26 protein-coding genes and 1 pseudogene are annotated in these 24,635 nt (G+C 69.8%); 8 read left to right on the plus strand and 19 right to left on the minus strand.

Annotated elements, in window-relative coordinates; translation table 11 throughout:
* The 10 genes and pseudogenes from VB738_RS12020 to VB738_RS12065 form a co-directional block, all read right to left on the minus strand.
* Nucleotides 1-390 (minus strand): annotated as a pseudogene (locus VB738_RS12020) (carbon dioxide-concentrating protein CcmK); the annotation flags it as partial.
* A gap of 50 nt (nucleotides 391-440) precedes the next feature.
* Nucleotides 441-692, minus strand: a complete 252-nt coding sequence (locus VB738_RS12025) for a carboxysome peptide B (protein WP_015107689.1) — start codon at nucleotides 690-692, stop codon at nucleotides 441-443.
* Nucleotides 692-1,006, minus strand: coding sequence for a carboxysome peptide A (locus VB738_RS12030; protein ID WP_323305958.1), 315 nt, complete (start codon nucleotides 1,004-1,006; stop codon nucleotides 692-694). Before VB738_RS12030 ends, VB738_RS12025 begins: the two co-directional genes overlap by 1 nt.
* A gap of 2 nt (nucleotides 1,007-1,008) precedes the next feature.
* Entirely contained in the window at nucleotides 1,009-2,547 is a 1,539-nt protein-coding gene (locus VB738_RS12035; RefSeq protein WP_323305959.1) for a carboxysome shell carbonic anhydrase, read from the minus strand.
* A 7-nt stretch (nucleotides 2,548-2,554) separates the two neighbouring features.
* A complete protein-coding gene (locus VB738_RS12040) occupies nucleotides 2,555-4,933 on the minus strand; it encodes a CsoS2 family carboxysome shell protein (protein WP_323305960.1) in 2,379 nt (792 codons plus the stop codon).
* A gap of 72 nt (nucleotides 4,934-5,005) precedes the next feature.
* Nucleotides 5,006-5,347 carry a ribulose bisphosphate carboxylase small subunit gene (locus VB738_RS12045; protein ID WP_015107693.1) on the minus strand — a complete coding sequence of 114 codons (342 nt, stop codon included), beginning with the start codon at nucleotides 5,345-5,347 and terminating at the stop codon, nucleotides 5,006-5,008.
* A gap of 101 nt (nucleotides 5,348-5,448) precedes the next feature.
* Nucleotides 5,449-6,861, minus strand: a complete 1,413-nt coding sequence (locus VB738_RS12050; RefSeq protein ID WP_323305961.1) for a form I ribulose bisphosphate carboxylase large subunit — start codon at nucleotides 6,859-6,861, stop codon at nucleotides 5,449-5,451.
* A 51-nt stretch (nucleotides 6,862-6,912) separates the two neighbouring features.
* Nucleotides 6,913-7,224, minus strand: coding sequence for a BMC domain-containing protein (locus VB738_RS12055; protein WP_015107695.1), 312 nt, complete (start codon nucleotides 7,222-7,224; stop codon nucleotides 6,913-6,915).
* A 211-nt stretch (nucleotides 7,225-7,435) separates the two neighbouring features.
* A complete protein-coding gene (locus VB738_RS12060) occupies nucleotides 7,436-7,717 on the minus strand; it encodes a P-II family nitrogen regulator (RefSeq protein ID WP_323305962.1) in 282 nt (93 codons plus the stop codon).
* Nucleotides 7,718-7,760: 43 nt separating this feature from the next.
* Nucleotides 7,761-8,777, minus strand: coding sequence for a sodium-dependent bicarbonate transport family permease (locus VB738_RS12065; protein ID WP_323305963.1), 1,017 nt, complete (start codon nucleotides 8,775-8,777; stop codon nucleotides 7,761-7,763).
* Between the two features lie 227 nt (nucleotides 8,778-9,004).
* On the opposite strand from VB738_RS12065, the gene VB738_RS12070 reads away from it, so the two are divergent.
* Entirely contained in the window at nucleotides 9,005-9,613 is a 609-nt protein-coding gene (locus VB738_RS12070; RefSeq protein ID WP_323305964.1) for a non-canonical purine NTP pyrophosphatase, read from the plus strand.
* A 27-nt stretch (nucleotides 9,614-9,640) separates the two neighbouring features.
* Here the strand turns inward: VB738_RS12070 and VB738_RS12075 are convergent, their stop codons facing one another.
* Nucleotides 9,641-10,441 carry a BMC domain-containing protein gene (locus tag VB738_RS12075; protein WP_094586897.1) on the minus strand — a complete coding sequence of 267 codons (801 nt, stop codon included), beginning with the start codon at nucleotides 10,439-10,441 and terminating at the stop codon, nucleotides 9,641-9,643.
* Between the two features lie 143 nt (nucleotides 10,442-10,584).
* Nucleotides 10,585-12,189, minus strand: coding sequence for a diguanylate cyclase (locus tag VB738_RS12080; RefSeq protein ID WP_323305965.1), 1,605 nt, complete (start codon nucleotides 12,187-12,189; stop codon nucleotides 10,585-10,587).
* A gap of 246 nt (nucleotides 12,190-12,435) precedes the next feature.
* Here VB738_RS12080 and VB738_RS12085 point away from each other — a divergent pair, with 246 nt between their 5' ends.
* The 4 genes from VB738_RS12085 to bchL all read left to right on the plus strand — a co-directional run bounded on the left by VB738_RS12085 (nucleotide 12,436) and on the right by bchL (nucleotide 17,051).
* Entirely contained in the window at nucleotides 12,436-12,945 is a 510-nt protein-coding gene (locus VB738_RS12085) for a hypothetical protein (protein WP_323305966.1), read from the plus strand.
* Between the two features lie 103 nt (nucleotides 12,946-13,048).
* Nucleotides 13,049-14,317 (plus strand): ferredoxin:protochlorophyllide reductase (ATP-dependent) subunit N, encoded by a 1,269-nt coding sequence (locus tag VB738_RS12090; RefSeq protein ID WP_323305967.1) that lies wholly within the window; start codon nucleotides 13,049-13,051, stop codon nucleotides 14,315-14,317.
* A gap of 7 nt (nucleotides 14,318-14,324) precedes the next feature.
* Nucleotides 14,325-16,010, plus strand: coding sequence for a ferredoxin:protochlorophyllide reductase (ATP-dependent) subunit B (locus tag VB738_RS12095; RefSeq protein ID WP_323305968.1), 1,686 nt, complete (start codon nucleotides 14,325-14,327; stop codon nucleotides 16,008-16,010).
* A 135-nt stretch (nucleotides 16,011-16,145) separates the two neighbouring features.
* Complete coding sequence (gene bchL, locus VB738_RS12100; RefSeq protein ID WP_323305969.1) at nucleotides 16,146-17,051, plus strand: ferredoxin:protochlorophyllide reductase (ATP-dependent) iron-sulfur ATP-binding protein; 906 nt, start codon at nucleotides 16,146-16,148, stop codon at nucleotides 17,049-17,051.
* A 29-nt stretch (nucleotides 17,052-17,080) separates the two neighbouring features.
* On the opposite strand, the gene VB738_RS12105 is transcribed toward bchL, so the two are convergent.
* The 5 genes from VB738_RS12105 to psaM form a co-directional block, all read right to left on the minus strand.
* Nucleotides 17,081-17,965 (minus strand): hypothetical protein, encoded by an 885-nt coding sequence (locus VB738_RS12105; RefSeq protein ID WP_323305970.1) that lies wholly within the window; start codon nucleotides 17,963-17,965, stop codon nucleotides 17,081-17,083.
* Nucleotides 17,962-18,543 (minus strand): hypothetical protein, encoded by a 582-nt coding sequence (locus VB738_RS12110; RefSeq protein WP_323305971.1) that lies wholly within the window; start codon nucleotides 18,541-18,543, stop codon nucleotides 17,962-17,964. The genes VB738_RS12105 and VB738_RS12110 overlap by 4 nt, the downstream gene beginning before the upstream one ends.
* Before the next feature lie 2 nt (nucleotides 18,544-18,545).
* On the minus strand, nucleotides 18,546-19,550 hold the full coding sequence (locus tag VB738_RS12115) for a protochlorophyllide reductase (RefSeq protein WP_323305972.1): 1,005 nt from the start codon (nucleotides 19,548-19,550) through the stop codon (nucleotides 18,546-18,548).
* A 35-nt stretch (nucleotides 19,551-19,585) separates the two neighbouring features.
* Nucleotides 19,586-20,050, minus strand: coding sequence for a hypothetical protein (locus VB738_RS12120; RefSeq protein WP_323305973.1), 465 nt, complete (start codon nucleotides 20,048-20,050; stop codon nucleotides 19,586-19,588).
* 195 nt (nucleotides 20,051-20,245) lie between these two features.
* On the minus strand, nucleotides 20,246-20,350 hold the full coding sequence (psaM, locus tag VB738_RS12125; protein ID WP_043325215.1) for a photosystem I reaction center subunit XII: 105 nt from the start codon (nucleotides 20,348-20,350) through the stop codon (nucleotides 20,246-20,248).
* A gap of 91 nt (nucleotides 20,351-20,441) precedes the next feature.
* On the opposite strand from psaM, the gene VB738_RS12130 reads away from it, so the two are divergent.
* Nucleotides 20,442-20,927 (plus strand): CRR6 family NdhI maturation factor, encoded by a 486-nt coding sequence (locus VB738_RS12130; RefSeq protein WP_323305974.1) that lies wholly within the window; start codon nucleotides 20,442-20,444, stop codon nucleotides 20,925-20,927.
* On the opposite strand, the gene VB738_RS12135 is transcribed toward VB738_RS12130, so the two are convergent.
* Nucleotides 20,888-21,694 carry a sulfite exporter TauE/SafE family protein gene (locus VB738_RS12135; RefSeq protein ID WP_323306056.1) on the minus strand — a complete coding sequence of 269 codons (807 nt, stop codon included), beginning with the start codon at nucleotides 21,692-21,694 and terminating at the stop codon, nucleotides 20,888-20,890. The two genes, VB738_RS12130 and VB738_RS12135, sit on opposite strands and share 40 nt — an antisense overlap.
* Nucleotides 21,695-21,810: 116 nt before the next feature.
* Here VB738_RS12135 and VB738_RS12140 point away from each other — a divergent pair, with 116 nt between their 5' ends.
* A complete protein-coding gene (locus VB738_RS12140; protein ID WP_323305975.1) occupies nucleotides 21,811-22,563 on the plus strand; it encodes a lipoyl protein ligase domain-containing protein in 753 nt (250 codons plus the stop codon).
* On the opposite strand, the gene VB738_RS12145 is transcribed toward VB738_RS12140, so the two are convergent.
* The gene (locus tag VB738_RS12145; RefSeq protein WP_323306057.1) at nucleotides 22,517-23,824 is read right to left on the minus strand and encodes a site-2 protease family protein; all 1,308 of its coding nucleotides are present in this window, start codon (nucleotides 23,822-23,824) and stop codon (nucleotides 22,517-22,519) included. The two genes, VB738_RS12140 and VB738_RS12145, sit on opposite strands and share 47 nt — an antisense overlap.
* 76 nt (nucleotides 23,825-23,900) lie before the next feature.
* Here VB738_RS12145 and VB738_RS12150 point away from each other — a divergent pair, with 76 nt between their 5' ends.
* Nucleotides 23,901-24,581, plus strand: coding sequence for a phosphoribosylanthranilate isomerase (locus VB738_RS12150; RefSeq protein WP_323306058.1), 681 nt, complete (start codon nucleotides 23,901-23,903; stop codon nucleotides 24,579-24,581).
* Nucleotides 24,582-24,635: the final 54 nt, after the last annotated feature.

Genomic DNA, 24,635 nt, shown 5'->3' on the forward strand with positions numbered 1-24,635 from the left:
GGGGGGGGGGGGGGGGGGGGGGGGGGCAGGGGGGGGGGTCGGGGGGGGGGGGGTCTGGGGGGGGGTGCCGGCACCGCCGCTGCCGCGGCGGCTGGGGCTTGAGGCGCTGGAGCGCTGGCTGGTCGGCGTGGCGGCCTTGGCGGTGGTCCGGCGCGGCTGCCGGGTCGCCGGGCTGGAGCGGGCTGCCCGCGGGGCCCGGGTGGCGGCCGCTGGCTTGGGGTCTGCCGGCTTGGCCAGCGCCGCCGGTGGCAGAGCCGGCGGGGTGCCGCCAGCGGCCGCCGCCCCGGCCGCCGCGGCTGGAGCGGCCGCCGGCGTTCCCGGTGGGGGGGCCGGGACCGGGGCCGGGGTGGGGGTGGCGGCGGGACCGGATCGGGGCGTGCGGCTGGCCATGGGACGGGCGGGGAGAGGAGGAACGGTCGTGGAGGCGATGGGAGGGGCGCCTACCCGTCCGGCTCCCAGAAGTCGATGATGCCGCCGATGGTGAGATCGGTGTGCGTTTCGGGGTTGCCGCAGGCGAAGCGGGCGGCCGAACCGCTGGCGGTGAAGACCCAGTTGCCGGGGGAGGCCCCGACTGGATCGACGGCGACGCTGAGCTTGCCCTTGGTGCTGCGCAGCACCCGCAGGTTCCAGTGCTCGAGGCCGGGCACCCTCTGGGTGCAGACCAGCGATCCGGTGACCTGCATGATCTCCATCAGGCCTTGCCTCCCTGGGGCGCCGGCGCACCGCTGGGGGTGCCGCTCGGTGGCGGGGTGGCCTTGCCGGCGTCGGGATCCCAGTGGTCGATGATCCCCACGATCGTGAGGTCGCTGGGATAGGACTTGCTGCCCGCCGCTTCGCGGGCGGCGGAACTGCCCACACAGATCACCCAGTCGCCCGGGATGCAGCCCACGGCGTCGACGGCCACCTTCTGGGTGCTGCCGTCCTGGACCACCTGCAGGTGCTTGTGCTCGAAATCGGGGATGCGGTTGGTCGAGACCAGCGGTTTGACCACCTTGCAGATCAACATGCTCAGTGCCCTCCTGCGGTGGTGAGGCTGATCGTGGAACCTACCGCCTCGGCGGGCGTGTGACGCTCCTGATCGCGCACGGTGAGCAGGGCATGGAGCAGGCCCTGGGCGAAGAGGTCCGGGTACCGGTTCTCGATCGCCTCCTGCACCCGTTGGGCGTGGCGCACGGCCCGCTCCCGGGCACCGGGCACCTTGCCGTTGTAGTCGAAGCGCACCACCACGGGCACCGGCAGGCCCCGGGACACGTTGAGGCCCTTGAAGATCTTCACGCCCACGTCCATGTCGGGGGCGCCCTCCTCGACCGTGTCCATGTAGGCGAAGTAGGTGAGGTTGCGCAGGTGGATCTCCTTGAAGCCGATGCCCACGCCGATGAACCGCTCGGCATGGCCGGCATCGGCGTAGTGGCCGTCGTGGTACTGGCGCACGTAGTCGATCTGGGAGATGTTGTGCTCCAGCAGCCGGGCGATCAGGCGCACCATGCCGGGATCGGGGGCGGAAGCCGCCGCGGCCTCGGCCAGTTCGGCGATCCGGCGCCGGGCCTCCTCGGGATGCAGATGGCGGGTGGCCTCGTACACCGTGGCGGCATCGAGCCATTGATCCAGGCGGGTGCTGCCGTCCATGCCCGGCACGTGGACCCGGATGGCGTCGGTGTCAGTGTCGATGCCCAGCAGCAGCAGGTCGACGGAGGCGCCGCAGCAGAAGCTGTTCTCCACGGCCTGCTGGAACTCCATCAGCCGCTGGCGTCCGCAGCTGGCCGCCAGGGCGTCGTCACTGCCGTGGGCGGCACAGCCTTCGTGGGTGGGGTCGAGGGAACTGAAGTGGTAGAGCACCACCTTCAGGTAGCGGGTGTCCTCGTGGGCGGGGTTGGGGACGCCCTCCCGGTAGCGGCGGTGTTCGGTCTTGACCCAGCGGTTGACCGTGTTCTCGACGTCGAACAGGGCCCCGGCGTGGGGACGGCGCCGCACCGAGCTGAAGGGCAGCCGCAGGGCGAAAGCGATGGCATGGGCCAGGCGACCATCGGCGCAGGGGGTCACATCCAGCAGGTGGAAGCCGCAGGAGAGCAGGAAGGCGTTGAAGTCCTCGGCGGCGGCGCTGCCGGGCTGGCCGTGCAGCGGATCGTCCCGGAAGAAGCCGTCGCTGGTCTGTTCGTAGGTCTCGAAGACGCACCAGGCGAACAGGCTGCGCATGTCGAGCTGGCTGACCCAGGCCTTCTCCAGGATCGGCAGGGGCAGGCTGAAGCCCAGCTCCGACTGGGCCAGGGCCTGGGCCCGCTCGACGAAGTCATCCTCGTGCTGCAGGGCGGAGAGCCGCTTGAGCACGGGCACGATCCGGTCGAAGGCGTCCTTGACGCCGCGGTCGTAGCTCTCGAGGGCGGCGTTGGCCGCGTGGTCGGTGAGTGGATGGGAGCTGCCGGAGGCTGCCTGGCCGAGCCGCACCGCCGCCAGCCGCCGGGAGAGATCGGCGCCGGAGGGGGCATCGGGACGGCGCCGGGGGGCTCTCGGAGCGAGGGGACGGATCGTGGGGGCCGGGCGGCGGGGCATCAGGGGTTCAGCCGCGGGCTCCGCCGGAGACCGTGATCAGGGAACCGGCGCTGGTGCTGCCACTGGATCCGGTGATCTTGTTGGTGGGCTCGGGCAGGGTCTCGTTGCGCTTGTTCTGGAAGCCGGGCATGGCCGACATCGGGCCGACACGGCTCGGGTTGCGGCGGCGGGCCGAGGCCCCTTCGGTGCCGGTGACGTGCTTGCCCCGGTCCCAGTCGTCGCCGGTGATGTTGAGGCCGGCGGAGATGCCCTCACCGGTGACCCGGGAGGTGGGACGGGCGTCCTCATCAACGGTCACCGGAGCTGCCGCCGCCGGCTGGCGCAGGCGCACCCGCTCCTGGCCGGGACGGTCGAAGCGGAACTGCTCGGTGCCGGTCACCTTGTCGGCGGCCATGTCGAAGGGGCCGGTGATGCGGTTGCCCTGCTCGTAGCTGTTGCCGGTGACGCCACCGGGGCGCTGGCGGGCACTCTGGGCGGCCCGGGCCGGCGACTGGACGCTGAACTGCTGCCAGGGCTGGGCGGTCAGGGGCTGGGGGAAATCGGCGTCCTGGCTGGTGGCGGCCCCGCAGGCCTCGTTCAGCTGGTCGCCGCCGATGTAGGGGGTGCCGGTGATGTCCTCGCAGGCGCCGCGCTCGGCGCCGGTCATGACGCCGCCGATGCCGGGCTGAATCCCGGTCATCACGGTGCCCATGCGCACCGGGGTGCGCTGGCGGATCTCGCTCAGGCGGTCGGAGGAGCACCAGGCGCCGGCCTGCTCCATGCCGGCGTAGGGGGTGCCGGTGACGGCCTTGCAGGTGCCGGGCTCATCGCCGGTGACCTTCTCGGAGCGGCCGGTGCGGGTGCCGCTGACCACCAGCGCCTTGTTGGTGACGCTGAAGCCCACCTTCGCGGCTTCCGGAGCCGGTTTGGTGCCGCAGAACTGTTCGTACTGCTGGGTGCCGATGTATTCGTCGCCGGTGACCAGGCGGCAGGAACCCGGTTCGTCGCCGGTGACGTGCTCGCTGCGGCCCACATGGGTGCCGGTGATGCCGGTGCCCCGCAGGGTGTGCAGGCTGCTGACCTTGGCGGGGGCGCGGCCGGGCACCTCAGATTGGTCCCCGACGTACTGGGTGCCGGTGAGCTGGCGATGGGCGCCGGGCTCGTTGCCGGTGACCCGCTCGGAGCGTTCCACGATCACGCCGGAGACCGGCCGGCCCGCCGTCGTGCGGGTCAGGCCCACCTTGCGGGGGGAGGGGGAGGTGGTGCCGCACCAGGCGGCGCTCTGGTTGGCGGAGATGTACTCGGTGCCGGTGACGTTCTTGCAGGTGCCGGGCTCGTCGCCGGTGACCTTCTCGGAACGGCCGACCTCGTTGCCCGTCACCCGGTTGCCGTGGCTGGTGGCGCTGACGCGCACCTTGGCGGGCTGCAGGGGGGTGGGATCGCTTTGGCAGAAGGTGCGGAAGATCTCCGCCCCCAGGTACTCGGTGCCGGTGACGGGACGGCAGGTGCTGGCCTCGTTGCCGGTGGTCTTGAGGGAGCGGTTGGCCTGGGTGCCGGTGACCACCTGGCCCCGGACCGTCTCGCTCACCCCCACTTTCCAGTGGGCATCGGCGGCGGCATCGATCTTGGCCTGGCCGCGACGGGGGCCGGTGGGGCGGGAGCCGCCGCTGCGGGAACTGCCGGCGGAGCCGACCTTGCATTTGAGCTCCCGCACCTTCTGGGCCAGCTCACGGCTGCTCATGTCCGGGTTGGACTGGCGGGCCACCGAGGCGGCGACGGAGCTGGTGGGGGCGCTGGCGGACTTGCCCCGCTTGGAGAGGGCTTCGCGCCGAGCCATGACGATGGCCCGGCTGGGGTTGTGCTGGGCGGTGCGCTTGGGGGTGCCGTTGCGGCGCTCCCCGGTGCGGGCGCTGCGGTTGGCCAGTGAGGCCCCCAGACCGGAGGACGCGGGGGCGGGGGCAGCGGCGGCGGCCGGGCTGGCGACCACGGCGGGGGTGGCGGCGGCGCTGGACCTGGTGGAGCGCATCACCTCCTGACGGGTACGGTCGCTGGAGGTGTCGGCCCGCTTGCCACGGCGGGAGAGGGCCTCACGGCGCTCCAGCACCAGGTTGCGGCTGGGGTTCGCCAACGGCTTGGCGTTGCTGCGATGGCCGGAGACCGAGGCGGAGGAAAAAGAAGCGGAAACGCCCCGACGCGGGGCGGCGCCGCGGCGGGAGGGGGAGGCGGCCGGAGCCGGGGCCGGGGTGGCCGGGGCGGCACTCACGGCCTCGGTGCGGGTGCGTTGGGCGTCAGCGGCCGTGCGCACCCGTCCCGGGGAGGACATGAACTGGGCGGAGGCTTTCTTGCCGCCGTTGGTGAGGGCCTTGCGGCGCTCCAGAGCTGCTTCCCGACTGGTGGTTCTGGCCATGTCCGCCCCGTGAATGGATGATCAAAAGTGATGGATCCCGACCGCCGGCCGGGATCCGCTGTGGTCGCTGGATCAGCGGCCTTCGAACACGACGAAGCAGGCGCCCTGGCTCTGGGTGTAGGCGTCGTAACCGACGAGGCGCACGTGGTGGTCGGGGTAGGCCCGGTGGCAGGACTCCAGTTCGTTGACGATCACACCGAGATCCTTCTCACCGAAGAAGGGCAGCTTCCAGTACGACCAGTAGGTGGCCATGGAGCGGCTGGGGTGGACGTGCTCGACCAGGGGGCTCCAGCCCTGGGCAATGATGTAGGCGATCTGGTCGTAGATCTCGTCCTGGGTCATCGGCGGGAGGAAGCCGAAGGTCTCCAGGGTGGCGACTGTTTGATAGTCACCCACGGTGCTCTTGAAGGGCATGGGGATCCTTGTGGGGAATGGGTTGGGGAACCCGGTCCCGCTGACCGTGGGTGGGAGCACCCTCGGTCAGCGGAGGCAGGGCGTGGGGCCGGGGTGTCGGATCAGCCGACGTCGAGCTTGTCGACGGTGTCGAACTCGAACTTGATTTCCTTCCAGGTCTCGAGGGCGATGGCCAGCTCGGGGCTGTGCTTGGCGGCTTCCGTGAGGATGTCGCGGCCTTCCTTCTCGATCTCGCGGCCGGCGTTGCGGGCCTTGACGCAGGCTTCGAGGGCCACCCGGTTGGCGGCGGCGCCGGCGGCCGAACCCCAGGGGTGACCGTGGGTGCCACCACCGAACTGGAGCACGGAGTCGTCACCGAAGATGGCGACCAGGGCGGGCATGTGCCACACGTGGATGCCGCCGGAGGCCACGGCGAAGACGCCGGGCATCGAACCCCAGTCCTGATCGAAGAAGTTGCCGCGGGTGCGGTCTTCGGGGATGAAGGACTCGCGCAGCTGGTCGATGAAGCCCAGGGTGGTCTGACGGTCACCCTCGAGCTTGCCCACCACGGTGCCGGTGTGCAGCTGGTCGCCGCCGGAGAGGCGCAGGCACTTGGCCAGCACCCGGAAGTGGATGCCGTGCTTGGGATGGCGGTCGATCACCGCGTGCATGGCGCGGTGGATGTGGAGCAGCATGCCGTTCTTGCGGCACCACTTCGACAGACCGGTGTTGGCGGTGAAGCCACCGGTGATGTAGTCGTGCATGATGATCGGCTGCCCGAGTTCCTTGGCGAACTCGGCCCGCTCGTACATCTCCTCAGGAGTGGCGGCGGTGCAGTTGAGGTAGTGCCCCTTCTTCTCGCCGGTTTCTTCCTGGGCGAGCTGGACGGCTTCGGCCACGAACTCGAAACGGTTCTGCCAGCGCTGGAAGGGCTGGGAGTTGATGTTCTCGTCGTCCTTGGTGAAGTCGAGGCCGCCGCGGAGGCATTCGTAGACCACCCGGCCGTAGTTCTTGCCGGACAGGCCCAGCTTCGGCTTGATGGTGCAACCCAGCAGGGGACGGCCGTACTTGTTCATCCGGTCGCGTTCGACGCAGATGCCGTTCGGCGGGCCGGGGCAGGTCTTGATGAAGGCCATCGGGAAGCGGATGTCTTCCAGGCGCAGGTGGCGCAGGGCCTTGAAGCCGAACACGTTGCCCACCAGGGAGGTGAGCACGTTGGTCACGGAGCCTTCCTCGAACAGGTCGAGGGGGTAGGCGATGAACGCGTAGAAGGACTCCTTGTCACCAGGGACGTCTTCGATGCGGTAGCAGCGGCCCTTGTAGAAATCGAGATCGGTGAGGAGCTCGGACCACACGGTGGACCAGGTGCCGGTGGAGGACTCGGCGGCCACGGCGGCCGCCACCTCTTCCTTGGGCACACCTTCCTGGCCGGTGCACTTGAAGCAGGCCAGCAGGTCGGTGTCGAGGGGGACGTAATCGGGAGTCCAGTAAGTGTCGCGGTACTCCTTGACCCCGGCGTCGTACTTCTTGCTCATGGGATTGTTCGGATGGGTTCGGATGGAAAACTCAGAGGGTCAGTCGACCGCTCAGTCCTTCGATCCCAGGCCGAAGCTGCTGTTCAGCGCCGGCTCCACCTCACGGTGGGGACGGGCGATGATGTGGGCGGCCACCAGGCCGTCGCCCACCCGCTCGCAGGCATCGGCGCCGGCACGGACGGCGGCGTTCACGGCACCGGTTTCACCCCGCACCAGGACGGTCACGTAGCCGCCACCGACGAATTCGCGACCGATGAGGCGCACCTCGGCGGCTTTGGTCATGGCGTCCGCCGCTTCGATGGCGGGCACCAGACCGCGTGTCTCGATCATGCCGAGGGCGATGCCCATGGTTTCGTTTGCCATTACCTGCTCCTGGAGGAGGGGGGTGGAATGTTCGTGTGCAACCTTGCTCCTCCGTCAAACCCTCCGTCAAGCGATTGGGAGCCGGGCGGCCATCAAGGTTTTCGGATCGGCTGATAAGGGCAGCTGATCAGTGCAACATAAAAAGCAAGCTTTGCTTGATCGCCGCCGCGCGGCGCGCCGCCCCTGCGTGCCCCCAGCCCGTCCCGGAGGCTCAGAGCGGCTCGGCGCTGGAGACGAACCCGACCCCGCCATAGCGCTTCAGCAGGGGCCGCAGAGCGGTGCCCACGGCCCCCAGCAGCTCGTCCTCCACGAACACGATCACGTGGGCATTGGCCCCCAGCCCGCTGAAGTCCATCGCTTCGGAGATCTCACCCGAGGGGCCCATGCCGGTCACGTGCCGCATCACCGAATAGCCCGTCGCTCCGGCGGCGGTGATGGTGCGGCAGACACGGTTCAGTTCCCGTTCACTGAGAAAGAGATCGATGCGCTTCATGGGAATGGGGCGACGGGTCGGCAGGGGTCGGCGGGTGGTGGATTCAGCCGGCCGGAATGAAGTGGCGGGTCAGCGCCATGTAGAGCGGAATCCCGATCACCACATTGAAGGGGAAGGTGAGACCCAGGGCGGTGGAGATGTAGAGGCTGGGGTTCGCCTGCGGGACGGTCATGCGCATCGCCGCCGGCACGGCGATGTAGGAGGCGCTGGCGCAGAGCACCATGAACAGCAGGGTGTTGCCCTGTCCCAGCCCCAGCAGGAGGCTCACCAGCAGCCCCAGCAGGGCATGCAGGGGAGGGGCCAGCAGGGAGAAGCCGATCAGGAACGCCCCCGCCTGCTTGAGGTCCCGCAGCCGCTGGGCCGCCACGATGCCCATGTCGAGCAGGAAGAAACAGAGGGCTCCGTAGAAGAGTTTCTCGGTGAAGGGATCCATCTTCGCCAGACCCGCCGGACTGAAGGCCGCCACCACATAACCGATCACCAGGCTGCCGATCAGCAGGTACACCGAGCCATTCAGAAAGGCCTCCTGGAGAATCTCCCGCCAGCGCAGACTGCCGCCGCCGTTCTGCTGATCTCCGGCCATCTCCGCATCCTCGGCAGGGGCCGAGAGCCGGGCCAGGATCACCCCCACCACGATCGCCGGCGATTCCATCAGGGCCAGGGCCGCCACCATGAAGCCGTCGAAGTTCACCTCGACGACATTGAGGAAGTTCTCGGCGGTGATGAAGGTGACGGCGCTGATCGAGCCGTAGGAGGCGGCGATGGCGGCGGCGTTGTAGCCGTCGAGCCGCAGCCGCAGGAACAGGAAGCTGGTCAGCGGCACCAGCAGCGACATCGCCACCGCCGCCCCGACCGTCAGCAGCACCTGGGGGCCCAGACCGCTGTGGGCCAGCTCCATGCCCCCCTTGAAGCCGATCGCCAGCAGCAGATAGAGGGAGAACAGCTTGGGCAGCGGCGAGGGGATCTCCAGGTCGGAGCCCACCAGCACCCCCAGGATGCCCAGAAAGAAGAAGAGAACCGGCGCGGAGAGAAGGTTCTGTAGGACCAGGCTCGACTGCATCGCCCTCCGGCGCCCAAAGGGTGGAGGCAACCTAGGGGCGAATCCGGCCCCAGGCCGTCACCGGTCGCGCAACGTTGCTCCTCCGGTTCGTCCGATCGCGAGCGAATTCCCTATCGTCCGCCCGGGGCAGGAACCCTGGAGTTTTCCGGGGGTGGAATGTTCAACCCGTCCTGCCCCACCCCTTCCCTACCGCTCTGCACCACAATGGGGCCCCCCGTGGGCCCGGCTTGTCCCTTTCCCCCTCTCCACCGGTCCTGGTGATCGCCAGCGGCAACCCCCACAAGGTGGCCGAGATCACGGCCATGCTCGCGGGGGTCGGTCCGGAGGTGGGCCTGGACGTGCGTCAGCAGCCCAGGGACCTGGAGATCGAGGAGACGGGGCTCACCTACGCCGAGAATGCGCGCCTCAAGGCTTCCACGGTGGCCGCGCTCACGGGCTGCTGGTCGCTGGCCGACGATTCCGGCCTGGAGGTGGATGCCCTCGATGGCCGCCCCGGCCTGTTTTCGGCGCGCTACGCCCCCACCGACCACGAGAAGATCCACCGGCTGCTGCACGAGCTCGGCGATTCCCTCTACCGGGGCGGCACCTTCGTCAGCGCCATGGCCCTGGCCGACCCCACCGGCGCGGTGGTGCTGGAGTCGGAGGGGGTCTGCCGGGGGCTGATCCTGCGGGAGCCCTCCGGCCATGGCGGCGGCTACGACCCGCTCTTCCATGTGCGGGAGGCGGGCTGCAGCTATGCCGCGATGGGCGAGCACCTCAGGAGCCGGCTCGGCAGCCGCGGCAAGGCCGCCCGGGCGATGGCCCCGGGACTCAAGCGGCTGCTGGGGCTGGCCTGAGCCGGCCGGGTGCCGGGCCGCTGACGCTCAGCTGCGGGAACCGGCGTTGATCTGGGCCACGGCGCGCATGGCGGCGGCGGCGGCCTCCTCCACGTCCCCCTCCTTGCCCGCCAGGGTGAGGCGGCCGAAGGCCCCCACCGCCTTGACGTCCACCACGGTGATGTTGGAGCTCTTCTCGGCCTCGTTGGCGGCGATCAGCACGTAGCCCGCCGGTTCGGTCTCGAGGATGAACATGCTCATCCCCGCCTGGATCATCGAGCCGCGGCGGTTCTGGCGGTTGATCAGCACGGCGTGGTCGGGGGTGATCGCCCGGATGATCTCGGTCCAGGTGACCTCGCAGCGGCTGCGCAGCTCCACCCGGCTGCCGATGGCCTCCAGGACCACGTCGCCGGAGTGGAGCACGTTGCTCTGGTCGCGGTGGTAGAGGGCCAGGGAGCCGAAGGCCCGTTCCACCACCATCTGGCCGAGCCGCACCGTGCTGGCCTTGAGGGCGATGTCGGTGACCCGGTGCACCGCCATGCCCGGGGAGACCTCCAGCCAGAGGCAGGCATCACCGGGGATCGGCAGGAAGCCATGGGACACCGTGCCCATGTACGACGCCAGCTGGGGCTGGAGGGAATCCAGGAAGACGTAGGTGCGCAGTTCGATCGACTGCACGTGGCTCGACTGGCGGGCCAGCCGCCGGCCTTCGCTGTCGGTGGTGATCACGCAGCTGGCCCCGGAGGCCTCACCGCTCACATCGGTTCCCGTGATCCGCAGGCTCGCCGCCTTCCTGCGGGCGTCCGACCGGTCGTCGCGAAGGAAGGAACGGGCACTCTGCGAATCCATCACGGCGCGAGGCGCCAACCCCCGGAACAAACGGTCGTTTCGATCCTCGGGGTGGTTGAAGCGCCGGGATCTCTGGCCGCCGCCAGGGGCAGTCCAGAAGGGGAGGGTACTCCCGGGCGGAGCGCCGGCGGTGGGCGCCTGGTCTAGGGGCCGCCCCGGCTGGTTCCATCGGCCATGCAGACCCGATCGCGGCCGGAGCCTTTGGCCGCATAGAGGGCCCGATCGGCCTGCTCCATCAGCCGGGAGAAATCGCACGGCTGGGAGGAATTTTTGGTGCTGACCCCCAGGCTGACCGTGAGGCGCCCCCCGGGGGCCTCCCCCTCCAGATTGAGCTGCCGCACCGAGAGGCGGATCCGTTCGGCCACCAGCAGGGCCGTCTCCCGGTCGGCCTCCGGCAACAGCACCAGGAACTCCTCACCACCGAGGCGGTAGGTGTGGTCCTGCTCCCGCACCGACGCGTTCAGCACCCGGGCCAACTGCTTGAGCACCCGGTCGCCGGCTTCGTGGCCGAAGGTGTCGTTCACATCCTTGAAATGGTCAAGATCCAGCTCGATCAGGGAATAGCTGGCCGGCAACGTCGCCTCAGCCAGGGCCCGCCGGTTGGCCAGCCCCGTGAGCGGATCTGTGAGGGCCGCCAGGTTGAGGGTGGCCACCTCGACGGCCTTGCGCTGGTCCTCCAGCAGATGGTCCACCCAGGGGCGCATCGATTCGGTGAACTCTCGCAGCATCCGTTCCATGTCGGGATCGAACGTGTGCCGCCCCCCCTCGCCCTTCAGGGCCAGCACCATGGCGGGATGGCCGAGAAGGCAGATGTGGTGCCAGTCGGCGGGCGGCTCCCGCAGCTCGGGATGGTCTGTGAAGGCATTCCAGGTGGTCCAGCCGTCGATGGGCATGTTCACGGACAGCTCGCACTCTCCAGGCTGGCCGGAGGATTCGAGGATGGTGGCCATGGCGCGGACCATGCCCAGGGGGCTGCTCTGGTGCATGAGGGCATCGCTCAGCTGGCGCCGGGCCTCGGCGATGCGGAGGAGCCGTTTCAGGTCCACGTCAGCGTCAGCCAGGCAATACACACCGCATTCGGTGGCGGCCATGGCGGTGAACATCTCATTGACGATCGAGGCGGCAATGATGTGGCCGTGCTGGGGGGCGATCAGGTCGATCCGTGGCCAGCGGGAGCGGATGCGGGCCAGGCCGGCGCTGAGCAGCTCCCGGCTGGGCATGTAGTGCTGATGAAAAGGCTGGGCGTTCTTGATGATGTAGGTCGCATCGCTGGACTCCAGCACGCTGCTGTCGGGGACGAAGCCGCCGAACAGGTCCGAAGAAAAGAGGGTGTGGCTGAACGTGTCATAGGACACCATCGCGCCAGGGAAATGGAGATACGGCGTGAGCTGGAATTCCAGCCGTCGCCCCCCTTCCAGGGGCAGACACCAGCCGTGCTTCTCGACCAGATAGGTGGAGAAACGATGGGCGTAGTGGCGGATCAGGGCGTTGGCGCGCCATTCGGTGACCACCTGTACGTCGGGGTGCGTCAGGATGTCGCCCAGCCTGGGCAGGGCGGCGCAGATGTCAGGGTCGGGGTGGTGACAGACGAGCCAGCGGATCGCGCCGAGATCGGTGATCGATCGCAGCTTGGCCAGGGTGCCGTCGATCGTGAGCGGCGAACCCGGATCGATCAGGACGCCGTCCGAACCGTTGGGGATGAAATAGGTGTGGCACTGGAAATGGTCCTTATCCAGCCGAACTCCCACCCACCACACCCCCGGGGCAATTTCGACGGGATCGTCCGGGAGGGCTGCCGTCTCGATCCGCTGGGGGGGAGTCTGAGGACTGGGTCGATGCAGCGAACGGTCCATGGAGAAGGTGAGCCGGCTCCGCGTCGCGCAGGGATGGAGACACGAATGGAGACCGTCTTTCCATCGTGATTCAGCAGGTCCGGATACTTGCGACTCCGAAGGCAACCGATACCTTCCAGTTCAACCTTTCCAGGCGCGACCATGGCCACCCGGCGCACCGCCACCACCACCCCTTCCACCGCCGCCGACGCTTCCTCCGCACCCGGCGTGGCCAGCGAGACCCAGCCCTTGCGCCATCCCCTCGATCAGGACACCGTGTCCGAATGGATCACCCGGGCGCTCGATGAGGGGGTGCGGCCGGAGCAGGCCCTCGCCTTCATCGGACTCGGCCTGATGCGGCGCATGGGCGGCGGCCTCGGAGACGGCTTCGCTGACTGGAAGGACGACGCCGACGCGGATCACCCGGTCGACCTGACGGCGCTGCGCCAGCGGCTCGAGATCACCGACCTGGCCATCCGCACCGCCGCTCCCCTCAGCACCGCCGAGGTCACCCAGCTGATGGGGGCCCGGCCGGGGGCCGCGCTGGTCGAGCGGGGCGGACTCACCGCCCGCCGGCTGGGGCGCAACGTGTGGAAGCTCAGCCGCAGCGCCGACAGCGACCGCGAGGAGCGCAGCATCGGGTTCGGCGAGGGATTCCGGCGCCGTCTTTGAGCGCGGGAACCCGCACACGATCCCGAAAAGATGTAACGCAGTCGGGCGGGGACCCCGCCGTCCCCGCTAACCCATGGAGGCTCCATACCTGGCGATCCCCTCCATGGGTGTATCCGCTCCACCGGTTCAGCCGTCACCCCCGGACATCCTCAAGGAGAGCGGCCAGCGGGAAGTGTTCTGCGGCCTCACGTCCATCGTCTGGCTGCACCGCCGCATGCCCGACGCCTTCTTCCTGGTGGTGGGCTCCCGCACCTGCGCCCACCTGATCCAGTCGGCGGCCGGCGTGATGATCTTTGCCGAACCCCGCTTCGGCACGGCGATCCTGGGGGAGCGGGACCTGGCGGGTCTGGCGGATGCCAACGAGGAACTCGACCGTCTGGTGAAGGATCTGCTGGAGCGTCGGCCCGAGATCCGCACCCTTTTCCTGGTGGGCTCCTGCCCCAGCGAGGTGATCAAGCTCGACCTGGCCAAGGCGGCCGAACGCCTCAACACCCAGCTGCTCGGACGGGTGCGGGTGCTGAACTACTCCGGCAGCGGCATCGAGACCACCTTCACCCAGGGGGAGGACAATGCCCTGCTGGCCATGCTGCCCCTGCTGCCCTCCTCCGAGGAGGAGCAGCTGCTGATCGTGGGCACCCTGGCCGATGCCGTGGAGGATCGCTTCCGGTTGATCTTCGAGCGGCTGGGCATCACCACGGTGCGCAGCCTGCCGCCGCGGCGCTCCACCGACCTGCCTCCCGTGGGCAAGGGGACGCGGGTGCTGCTCGCCCAGCCCTTCCTGAGTGCCACCGCCCGGGCGCTGCAGCACCGGGGCGCCACCCTGCTGAGCGCCCCGTATCCCTTCGGCGTGGAGGGCAGTCGCGACTGGATGGCCGCCGCCGCCCATGCCTTCGCCGTGCCCGCCGAGCGCTTCAACGCGGTGCTCGACCCGCTCGTCGAGCGGGGGCGCCGCGCCCTGGAGCCCCACCGGCAGGTGCTCGCCGGCAAGCGGCTGTTCCTGCTGCCGGACTCCCAGATGGAGATCCCCCTGGCCCGCTTCCTGAGCCGGGAATGCGGCATGGAGCTGGTGGAGGTGGGCACCCCCTACCTGGATCGCCAGCTGATGGCCGCTGACCTGGCCCTGCTCCCCCCCGACACCCAGCTCAGCGAGGGCCAGGACGTCGACCTGCAGCTGGAACGGGTACGGGCCGCCCGCCCCGACCTGGTGCTCTGCGGCCTGGGGCTGGCCAATCCCCTCGAGGCCGAGGGCATCGCCACCAAGTGGTCGATCGAGCTGGTGTTCAGCCCGATCCACGGCTGCGACCAGGCCGGTGAACTGGCCGAACTCTTTGCCCGCCCCCTGCGGCGCCGGGCCGTGCTGCAGCTCTCCTGAAACCCCCATGGAACTGACCCTCTGGACCTACGAAGGCCCCCCCCACGTGGGTGCCATGCGCATCGCCACCTCCATGGAGGGGGTGCACTACGTGCTCCATGCCCCCCAGGGCGACACCTACGCCGACCTGTTGTTCACGATGATCGAGCGGCGGGGACTGCGGCCCCCCGTCACCTACACCACCTTCCAGGCCAGGGATCTGGGCGGTGACACCGCCGAGCTGGTGCAGCGCTCGATCCGCCAGGCCGTCGAGCGCTTCCAGCCCGAGGCGCTGCTGGTGGGCGAGAGCTGCACCGCCGAGCTCATCCAGGACCAGCCCGGCGCCCTGGCCGCCGGCATGAACCTGGGGGTGCCGATGGTGAACCTGGAGCTGCCCGCCTACTCCAAGAAGGAGAACTGGGGCGCCGCCGAGACCTTCTACCAGCTGGTGCGCACCCTGCTCAAGCCCCAGCTGCCGGCTCCGGGCACCCCCAAGCCGTCCCCGTCCCGCTGGCGCGAGGAGGGTCGCCGCCCCCGGGTCAACCTGCTGGGCCCGAGCCTGCTGGGCTTCCGCTGCCGGGACGACGTGCTGGAGATCACCCGGCTGCTGGCCGAGCACGGCATCGATGTGGCGGTGGTGGCCCCCCTGGGGGCCCGGCCCGCCGACCTGGAGCGCATCCCCACGGCTGACGCCAATGTCTGCCTCTACCCCGAGGTGGCGGGCCCGGTGTGCAGCTGGCTGGAGCGCAGCTTCGGCACCCCGGTGGTGCGCACGGTGCCGATCGGCATCGGCGCCACTGCCGCCTTCCTGCGGGAGCTGCACGGTGTTCTCGACCTGGCGCTGCCGGCCGAGCTGCAGGAGCTGGAGGGTCAGCCGAGCGAGGCCGAGCGCCGCTCGCGGCTGCCCTGGTACTCCAAATCGGTGGATTCCACCTACCTCACCGGCAAGCGGGTGTTCATCTTCGCCGATGCCACCCACGCCATCGCCGCCGCCCGGATCGCCTCCAAGGAGCTGGGCTTCCAGGTGGTGGGCCTGGGCAGCTACAGCCGCGAGCAGGCCCGGGAGGTGCGGGCCGCCGCCGCCGAGCTGGGCCTGGAGGCCCTGATCACCGACGACTACCTGGTGGTGGAGAAGGCCATGGCCGAGGCGGCGGCGGAGCTGGTGCTGGGCACCCAGATGGAGCGCCACAGCGCCAAGCGGCTGGGGCTGCCCTGTGCCGTGATCAGCGCCCCCCTGCACGTCCAGGACGTGCCGGCCCGCTACTCCCCCCAGATGGGCTGGGAGGGGGCCAACGTGATCTTCGACTCCTGGGTGCACCCGCTGATGATGGGCCTGGAGGAGCACCTGATCGGCATGTTCCGCCACGACTTCGAGTTCGTCGATGGCCACCGCAGCCACCTCGGTGACGGCGCCCCGGCGGCGGCCTCGGGCGCCGACAATGAGGCCCCCACGGCCACGGCCCCGACCCAGGTGCCGGTCCCGGCGTCCGTCGCCACCGCCGCCCCGGCTCCGGGCACCACCACCGCCGGTGCCGCCGTCCGGGAGGCCCTCGAAAGCCTCTGGACGGCCGATGGTGAGGCCGAGCTCGCCAAGATTCCCTTCTTCGTGCGGGGCAAGGTGCGCAAGAACACCGAAGCCTTCGCCCGCGAACGGGGCCTGGAGCGAATCGATGCCGAAGCCCTGTACGACGCCAAGGCCCACTTCAGCCGTTGAGGCCCCTCTTCTGCCGTTGAGGGACTCTCTGGCGATGTTTCGGTTTGCGTGATCCCCTGACAGCCGGGATCCGATCTGAGCAGGCTGTTTCTGACGCGTGATCCGCCGGTTGTCCGGCTTCCCCTTGTTTTTCCTATGACCACCACACTCACGTCTCCCCCGAGCACCAACCCCCGCGAAGATGGCGAGGGCAGCCTGCAGGTGCATCAGGACGCGTCGATGAACATCGAGGAGGGGGCCCTGGTGATCGCCGTCTACGGCAAGGGCGGCATCGGCAAATCCACCACCTCCTCCAATCTCTCGGCCGCCTTCTCCAAGCTGGGCAAACGGGTGCTGCAGATCGGTTGTGATCCGAAGCACGACTCCACCTTCACCCTCACCAAGAAGATGGTGCCGACGGTGATCGATATTCTCGAAACCGTCGATTTCCACACCGAGGAGTTGCGTCCCGAGGACTTCGTCTTCGAGGGCTACAACGGTGTGATGTGCGTGGAATCGGGTGGCCCCCCGGCCGGCACCGGCTGCGGCGGCTACGTGACCGGACAGACGGTCAAGCTGCTCAAGGAGCACCACCTGCTCGAGGACACCGACGTGGTGATCTTCGATGTGCTCGGTGACGTGGTCTGCGGCGGCTTCGCGGCCCCCCTCCAGCACGCCCACTACTGCCTGATCGTGACCGCCAACGATTTTGATTCGATCTTCGCCATGAATCGGATCATGCAGGCGATCAATGCGAAGGCCAAGAACTACAAGGTGCGCCTCGGCGGAGTGATCGCCAACCGCTCCGAGCAGACCGACGAGATCGACAAGTTCAATGAGCGCACCGGCCTGCGCACCATGGCCCATTTCCGCACCGTGGACGCGATCCGCAAGTCACGGCTCAAGAAGTGCACCATCTTCGAGATGGAAAGCACGCCGGAAGTGGAGGCCGTTCAGGAGGAGTACCTCAGCCTGGCCCGCAAGATGCTCAGCGATGTGGAGCCCCTGGAGGCCGAATCCCTCAAGGACCGGGAGATCTTCGATCTGCTCGGCTTCGACTGAGGGCCAGCTGACGGACCCCGGCGGGCCCGTCAGATCTCCGCGGCGGCCCGCTCCACCAGTCGACGGGCCACCGCCTGCACCCCCGTGTGCTGGTAGGTGTCGGTGAAGGCGTCGAGGAAGGTGGCCATCTGCTTGAAGCTTCCCTGCCAGGGGCCCAGGGTTCCCTCCAGGGCCTGAACCGCCTTCTGGCCGGTGAGACCCAGCTGGCTGGTGAAGCCGCCGGCCCAGCCCAGCCACGGTTCGATGCTCCGGCGCAGGAAGCTGAGATGGGCCCCATCACCACGTCCCGGCAGCAGTCGGGCCATGCCGGCATAGGCGGGCAGCTGGTGCAGGTCCCGCCTGTCAACGCCTCCCAGCAGGTCATCCAGCCGCGACAAGGCCTGGTCGCCCAGGGGCAGCAGGGCATCGAAGCAGATGAGGGCGGCCATCCTCACCCGGGCCTCCCCGGCGTAGTCGCCCAGGGCGGCGGCGAAGTCGCCGAAGCTGTCGCCGGGCAGGCCGTTCACCTGGGTGAAGGCCAGCATCTCGGCGGCCACCTTCAGGCTCAGATCCGCCGCCTGCAGGGTGTCGCTGGTGGGGGTGAGATCGGCGACCCGCTTCACCAGCGGCAGGGCGCCGCCGATGTTGGCCAGCAGCCTCAGGCCACCGGCCGCCTTCTGGGAGCGGTTGACGGCGTCGTACAGGCTCAGGGCACGGCCATAGCCCTCGTGGCGCGCCCGACTCAGCAGGTCGGCCCGCGCCCGCACCTGGCGGATCAGCTCCGGATCGGTGCTGCCCAGCACGTCGGCGATCAGCGCGTCGGCCCGGGTGATGTTGGGCCAGCCGCCGGGCACCAGGGTGCTGAGGCCCTTGAGGGCCAGCACCGTCAGGTTGCGCCGGGGCAGACGCTCGAGGCGCTCGAGAACAGCGCTCATGCCGCGGGCCCGGGGCTGGCAAGGCGCTCAAGGCTCTGGCGACCGGCGGACGGGTTGCCGCCGGGTAGAGCGGCCCGTGGCCCGGTCGCTGGCTGCAGTGCCGCCAGGCCCTGGAGGTTGAATCGCCCCAGCAGCTCCTGACGCTGCTCGGGGTCCAGTCCCTCCCCCTGGCCGATCACCTTGACCTGGAAGCGGTCGGCCACCAGCAGGGCGGTGGCCTGCGGACCCTGTTCCACCAGCGGCCAGCCCTGCAGGCGGCTCGGGCTGGCTTGGAACTTGTTGCGGGCCTCCGGAGCTGTGGTGACATCGGAGATGGCCAGCAGGGCCTTCAACTGGCCACCACGCTTGAGCCTGGCTTCGCTGAAGCCACGCTTTTCCTGGGTGAAGACCAACTGGTCTCCTTCCTCCGGCTCCGGAAACAGGCGGTTGAAGGCAGCACCGTTCACCACCTGGCTCAGCGGCACATCGGCCACCGTCCCGCCCGGCAGCCAGGAGCGGAAGGGCAGGAAGAGGAAGGCACCGATGGACAGGCTGACGACCAGCAGCAGCCCAACTCCCCAGCGCAGCGTGCGGGCCATCCTCAGGTCAGCCCCACCAGCTGGATGGAGAGGTCCCACATCCGCTGGGCCGTCACCGGGTTGCTGGCCTTCTCCGAGAGCTCCTGGCTGAACTGCTTGCCCCCCTTCGTCTGCCGGTTCCCCCAGCTCCAGTGCACCCCGGAGACGGCGAACTCCGGATCCGCCGCCACCTGGGCCACCCGTTCGCCCGCCAGGGCCTGGCTCACGTAACCGCCGGTGATGTTCTTCTGGAACCAGGGGAAGATCGTCTGGAAGGCCCGCGGCGTGTGGCGGAACAGGGGCGTGTCGGCCACACAGCCCGGATAGAGGGAGGTGAACACGATGCCGGTGCTGTCGTGCAGCCGGCGGTGCAGCTCCTGGGTGGTGATCATGTTGCAGAGCTTGCTGTCCTTGTAGGCCTTGCCTGGCTTGAAGCTCTTGCCGCTGGCCATGGCGATCGGCGCCTTGAAGCCGGCGGCGAAGCCCGACAGGTCGCCGAGATCGGCGGGCGCGGGGATGGGGATCTTGCCCCCCAGCTCCTTGGAATTGGCGGTGACGGTGCCCAGGATCACGAGGCGCCGCGATGGGTGGGAGGAACGCTTGAGGTCCTCCATCAGCAGGTGGATCAGCAGGAAGTGGCCGAAGTGGTTGGTGGCCATCGAGATCTCGTAGCCCTGGGGCGAGCGCTCCGGATGCTTCAGCCGCGGCAGGTAGACCGCCGCATTGCAGACCAGGGCATCAAGGGAGCGGCCGGTGGCACCGAAGGCGTCCACCAGGGCGCGCACGCTGTCGAGATCCGCCAGATCCACCTTCAGGTGGGTCACCGCAGCATCGGCGATGCCCAGGGCTGCCTGGGCCCGCCGGGCCTTGTCGGTGTCCCGGCAGGCCATCACCACATGCCAGCCCCGATCCACGAGGGCCTTGGCGGCGAACAGACCGACACCGGAGGAGGCGCCGGTGACCAGGGCCGTTCCGGGAACGCCGCTGCTGGCGGGGGAAAGGGCGGTGTCACCGGATGGGGTCACCATGGCGTTGCTGATCCGCGGGCGAAGGGGGCCCCAACCTACGGACGGGATCCCTGGTTTCCGGATCCGGACGCGGCGGATTCAACAGTTGGAAACGGACGGCTCGACTGCCAGATCACCCGCAGGCGATTTGGGGCGATCCACTGGCTCTGCTCCCGGATCAGGCGCTGCTCCCCCTCCACCATGAACAGGGCATCGAAGCGTTCCCGGGCCTTGACCAGCTTGGCGTTCTCCAGCTCCAGCACGGCGGCGATCTCCCCCTGGCTCTCCATGCGCTGCTGGTAGGCGCCGGCGAGGCGGAACAGGCTGACGCCGGTGAGGGCGACCAGTCCCAGCTTGACCGCCAGGCCGATCAGGCTGCAGACCAGCTCCTGCCGCTCGGCGGACAGGGAGAGGAGCTGGCTTTCACGGCTGTAGCCGCCGGCTTCGCCGCCGGCACGGACGGACTCGATGCCGGAGCCGGCGGCCGCCACCTGGCCCTGCAGGCCGGGAATCGGGTGCAACGGGAACGGACCGACCGCGCCATCCCCGGCCACCTGAAGAGACCGGGAACGCCGTGGACGGCCCGTGGAGCTGCGTGCAGCGGGGGGCTGGCGCCGGGAAGGCTGGGGCTGGGTCTGGCGCACCTGAGGGAAGGCTGCGAGCCCTCCGCTTGTAGCAGCCTGCCCGGGCCTTGCCAAGGGAGCGGCGCTGCAGCTTCAGGCTTTGTAGAGGCTGAAGCAGAGACGGACGGCCAGCACCCCGGCATGGGCCGCCACGATGAGGGCGATCAGCACTTCGGCCTGGTTGATCGGAGTGACCATATCCTTGACGGTGAATGGAGTTTGACCGACCCATTCTTCGGCCATCGCGAGCTACGGTCCAGCCTCCGGCCCTGCCCTGTCACAGCTCTTGATGGCGCCCCAACCCTGCCCCGAGCCCCTGAAGGTGTCCGCCGCCCAGGTGCTCGGCCTCGACCTCTCCCCCCTGGCGGGCCTGGCGTCGCTGGCGCCGGCCGCGCTGCTGACCGCGGCCGGCGGCCTGGTCCTCGACTTCGACTGGCCCCGGGAGGCGGAGGATCCGCGCGAACTTTCGGAGATCCCGGAACTGCGGCTGTGGAGCCTGCGGGCCGATGCGCTCCATCCCTGGCTGCCCCTGGTGCTGGAGCGCAGCGGCGGCCAGCTCACCCGCCATGTGGCCATGCTGCTTCCCCATGGCTTCAGCCCCACCGAGGGAATCCGCTTCGCGCCCGAGAGCCTGGAGCTGTGGATCACCCAGCGCCTGTTCCTGCTCGACCACTGGGCGGCCTCCGGGGGGATCGAGTGCCGCGCCAGCCTGGGCCAGATGGCCGCCGTGCTGGGCTACGAGCTCGACCCCGGCTTCTGGAGTGTGCTGCCCTGAGCCTCCAACCAGAGACCGAGGGCGCGGCGGCCGCTGTCCACCGCCAGCACCAAAGTGATGGCGCGCAGCATCCAGACCAGCCGTTCCTCCCGGACCCGCTCGAGCCGGGAGGCCGACCACTGGGCCGCCACCGCCGCGGTGCCCCCCAGCACCAGGCCGATGAGGGGATTCGCCCGGCCATCGGCCAGGAAGGCCAGCGAGGCGCTGCAGGCGGAGGCCAGCACCGCCAGGGTGCTGTAGCGGATTGCCGCGTGGACCGGCATCCGCAGCACCCCCACCATCACCGGCACCATCACCAGGCCGCCGCCCACCCCCAGCAGCCCGGCCGCCACCCCCGCCAGGACGCCCACCAGGGCCATGGAGAGGGCCAGTTCCAGCGGGCGCGACTCCGGCATCCCCTGCTCCAACGGGCTGCGGGGCCGGATGAGCCCGGTGAGCAGGGCATAGAGCAGGGTCTGCAGGCCCATCAGCTGCCAGCCGGCCAGCCCCTGGCCCAGGCGGCTGAACAGCCCGGCGCTGAGGGCGGCCCCGGCGATGATCGCCACCGCCCCCGGCCAGGCGAGCCGGCCGCTGCGCACATGGGCGATGCTGCCGCCGAGCGTGGTGGGAACGATCGCCAGGGTGCTGGTGGCCAGGGCCTGGTGGGGCGTCAGCCCCAGCAGCAGCAGCAGGGGGGAGAAGATCAGCCCACCGCCGATGCCCAGCAGTCCGGAGAGCAGGCCGGCCACCAGTCCCAGGGGCAGCAGCGGCAGCAGACTCCAGATCAGGGTCGGGGCCTTCGGCTGACCAGGGGGTCATCATGACAGGGCCACCTGTCCCGTCCACGCCGCCGGAGGCTCCGATGCGCTGGGTCCGTTCCACGTGCCTGGACGGGGACTGGCAGATGGCCATTGACGCTTGGCTGCTGGAGGGGCCGCCGACGCCGGCGTTCCGGCTCTACCGCTGGTCACGGCCCACCCTCTCACTGGGCTGGCATCAGCGGCGGCTGGAGCCCCACTGGTGGGACCTGCGGCGCCAGGGGCGCATCGACCTGGTGCGCCGCCCCAGCGGCGGCCGGGCCGTGCTCCATGGCGCCGACCTCACCTACGCCCTGGTGTGGCCCCGGCCGCAGGGAACCCGATCGGAGGTCTATGGCCGGGCCCTCACCTGGCTGGTGGAGGCCTTCGCCGCCATGGATCTGCCGCTGCAGTGCGGCCGCCAGGCGGCCAGCCTGCAGCGCAGCAGCTGCTTCGCCACCAGCACCGTCGCCGACCTGGTCCACCCCAGCGGTGCCAAGCGGGTGGGCAGCGCCCAGCTCTGGCGCGGCGGCCATCTGCTGCAGCACGGTTCGATCCAACTGGACCCCTGCCCCCATCTCTGGCGGGCGGTCTTCGGCGGCGATCCGCCGGACCTCGCTCCCCTGCCGCTGGCGGGGAACGACCTGGAGGAGCATCTGCTCGGCTCGGCGGCGCGCTTTCTGCCTTGGCCCTCCGTACCGGATCCCGGCGTTGAACCCCTGTCGTCTTCACGGCCGCCCCTGGCCCCCCTGGGTGGGGAGGAGCTGGCCTCGATCGAACCCCTGCGCGTCCGTTATCGGATGATCGCGTCGGCTACCGGCTCACCGAGTCCGTCAGTGGAGAGACCTCTCCCGAACTGACCATGCCGCGGGCCACCTGGCCGAGGGCCATGCCCAGGGGGTACCCATTCTCCCGGCGGGCGACGGTGAGCAGGTTGGCGGGGAGTCGCAGTCCCAGCTTCTTGAGCACCGCGTCCCCCAGTTCGGGGCGCTCCACGGTGCCGCAGGGAAGTCCAGCCGGACTGAGCACCAGCAGCCGCTGATGGTTGCCGTCGTCCAGCTGGAGGGCGGCCTGCCAGAGCGGGGCGGATTCGGGGATGGAGGGCAGGCTGGAGAGGGGCTGGAGGTGGTCCCCCACCCGCTCCCTGTCCCAGCACTGGACTGGCAGGGACTGCAGGGGTTCGTCATCGATGAACCCCTGCCAGCGACCTCGGTCGCAAACCAGCAGCCACTCCGCTGGGCCGTTGGTTTCCCGCTCGGCTGGGGGAGGAGCCCCGTCGCCGGCCTCGGCGATCGGTGGGGCCGCGCCGAGGCGCAGCCGACTCAGCTCCCGGAGGGTGGTGTCGGCCTCCAGCACCCGGAAGCGGCGCTGGGCCACATCCCGGACCTTGAGGTCCTTGAGGGCCTGCTGGACGACCAGCATCTGCTTCTGGTTGCGGGCCGCCCCAAGGCCGAACCAGCCAAGCAGGATCAGCCAGGCGCCGGCGATGCCACCCCCCCGCAGCAGCAGCACCGTGCCCATGCCGACGGCGAACAGGGACAGAAAGCGGCCGCAGGCATTGGCCACCTCGACCCCCCGCCGCTGGCTGCCGGAGAACTGCCAGACCAGGGCCTTGACGATCAGCCCACCATCGAGGGGCAGGCCGGGCAGCAGGTTGAACAGGCCCAGGATCAGGTTGAGGGCACCGAGCCGTTCCACCATCTGGCCCAGTACCGGGGCGACATGGCTGGCGGTATGGGTGGAGGCCAGCAGGCCGAACCCCAGCACCAGGCTCACTGCCGGTCCCGCTGCCGCCACCATCAGGGCGCCGCGGGCGGTGGAGCATTCCCGCTCGACGCTGGCCACACCGCCCAGCAGGAACAGGGTGATGCTCTTCACCTTGACCCCCTGGCGCAGGGCCACAAGGGAATGGCCGAGTTCGTGCAGCAGCACGGAGACGAACAGGGCCAGGGCCGTGACCAGGGCCACGGCCCAGAGCGCCGCCGGCGCAAGCTGGCCGCCCAGGCTGAGCGCGTACTGCTGCTGGAAGGCCAGGGTGGCGAGCAGCAGGATGACGAACCAGCTCGGGTGGATGCGCAGGGGGATGCCGCGGATCGTCAGCAGTTGCCAGCCTTCACCCACGGGCACCGTCCGCTCGGAGATCCGGCCGCGGCCGGAGTTGTACTGCCCATCCTAGAAAGACAGACCAGCCGCTCCGATTCCGGTCACCACTCCGCTGCTCAAGATCTGCGGGCTCCGGGAGCCGGCGCAGGCCACCGCCATCGCGGCCTTGGGGGCCGATGCGATCGGAGTCATCGCCGTTCCAGGCTCGCCCCGCTACGTGCCGCCGGAGCAGCGGTTCGGCCTGTTCGCCGCCATGGCCGCCGGTCGCCCCTCCAGGGCTGCCGGCCCCGAAGATTGCTTCGGCGTGCTGGTGACGGCCGATCCGGGGGACGACCAGCTGGAGGAGCTGGCGGCGGGCAGGGGCCATGCGGTGGTGCAGCTCCATGGCGACGAGAGCGTCGAGCGCTGCCGCGAACTGGGCCGGAGACTGGGGGTGCGCCTCTGGAAGGCCCTGCGGGTGAGGACGCCCGAAGACCTGGAGCGGGCGGCCGCCTACGCAGGTGTGGTGGAGGCCCTGCTGCTGGATGCCTGGCAGCCTGGCCAGCTGGGGGGGACCGGGCACCGGATTCCGATCGCGTGGCTGGAGGACTTCCGCCCGCCCATGCCCTGGTGGCTGGCTGGGGGCGTCGGGCCCGGGACGGTGGCCGAGCTGCTGGGCCGGCTGCGTCCCGATGGGCTGGATGCCTCCAGCGCCCTGGAGGAACGCCCCGGGGTCAAGGACCTGGGGCGGGTCGCGGCCCTGGTGGCGGCGGTGCGTGGATCCGGCAGCGGTTGATTGGCGTTTGGCCGTGCCGGGTGCAGGATCGGTGCAGCCCGATTCCTGACCCCG

Source organism: Cyanobium gracile UHCC 0139, from assembly GCF_034931325.1.
Lineage (GTDB): Bacteria > Cyanobacteriota > Cyanobacteriia > PCC-6307 > Cyanobiaceae > Cyanobium > Cyanobium gracile_B.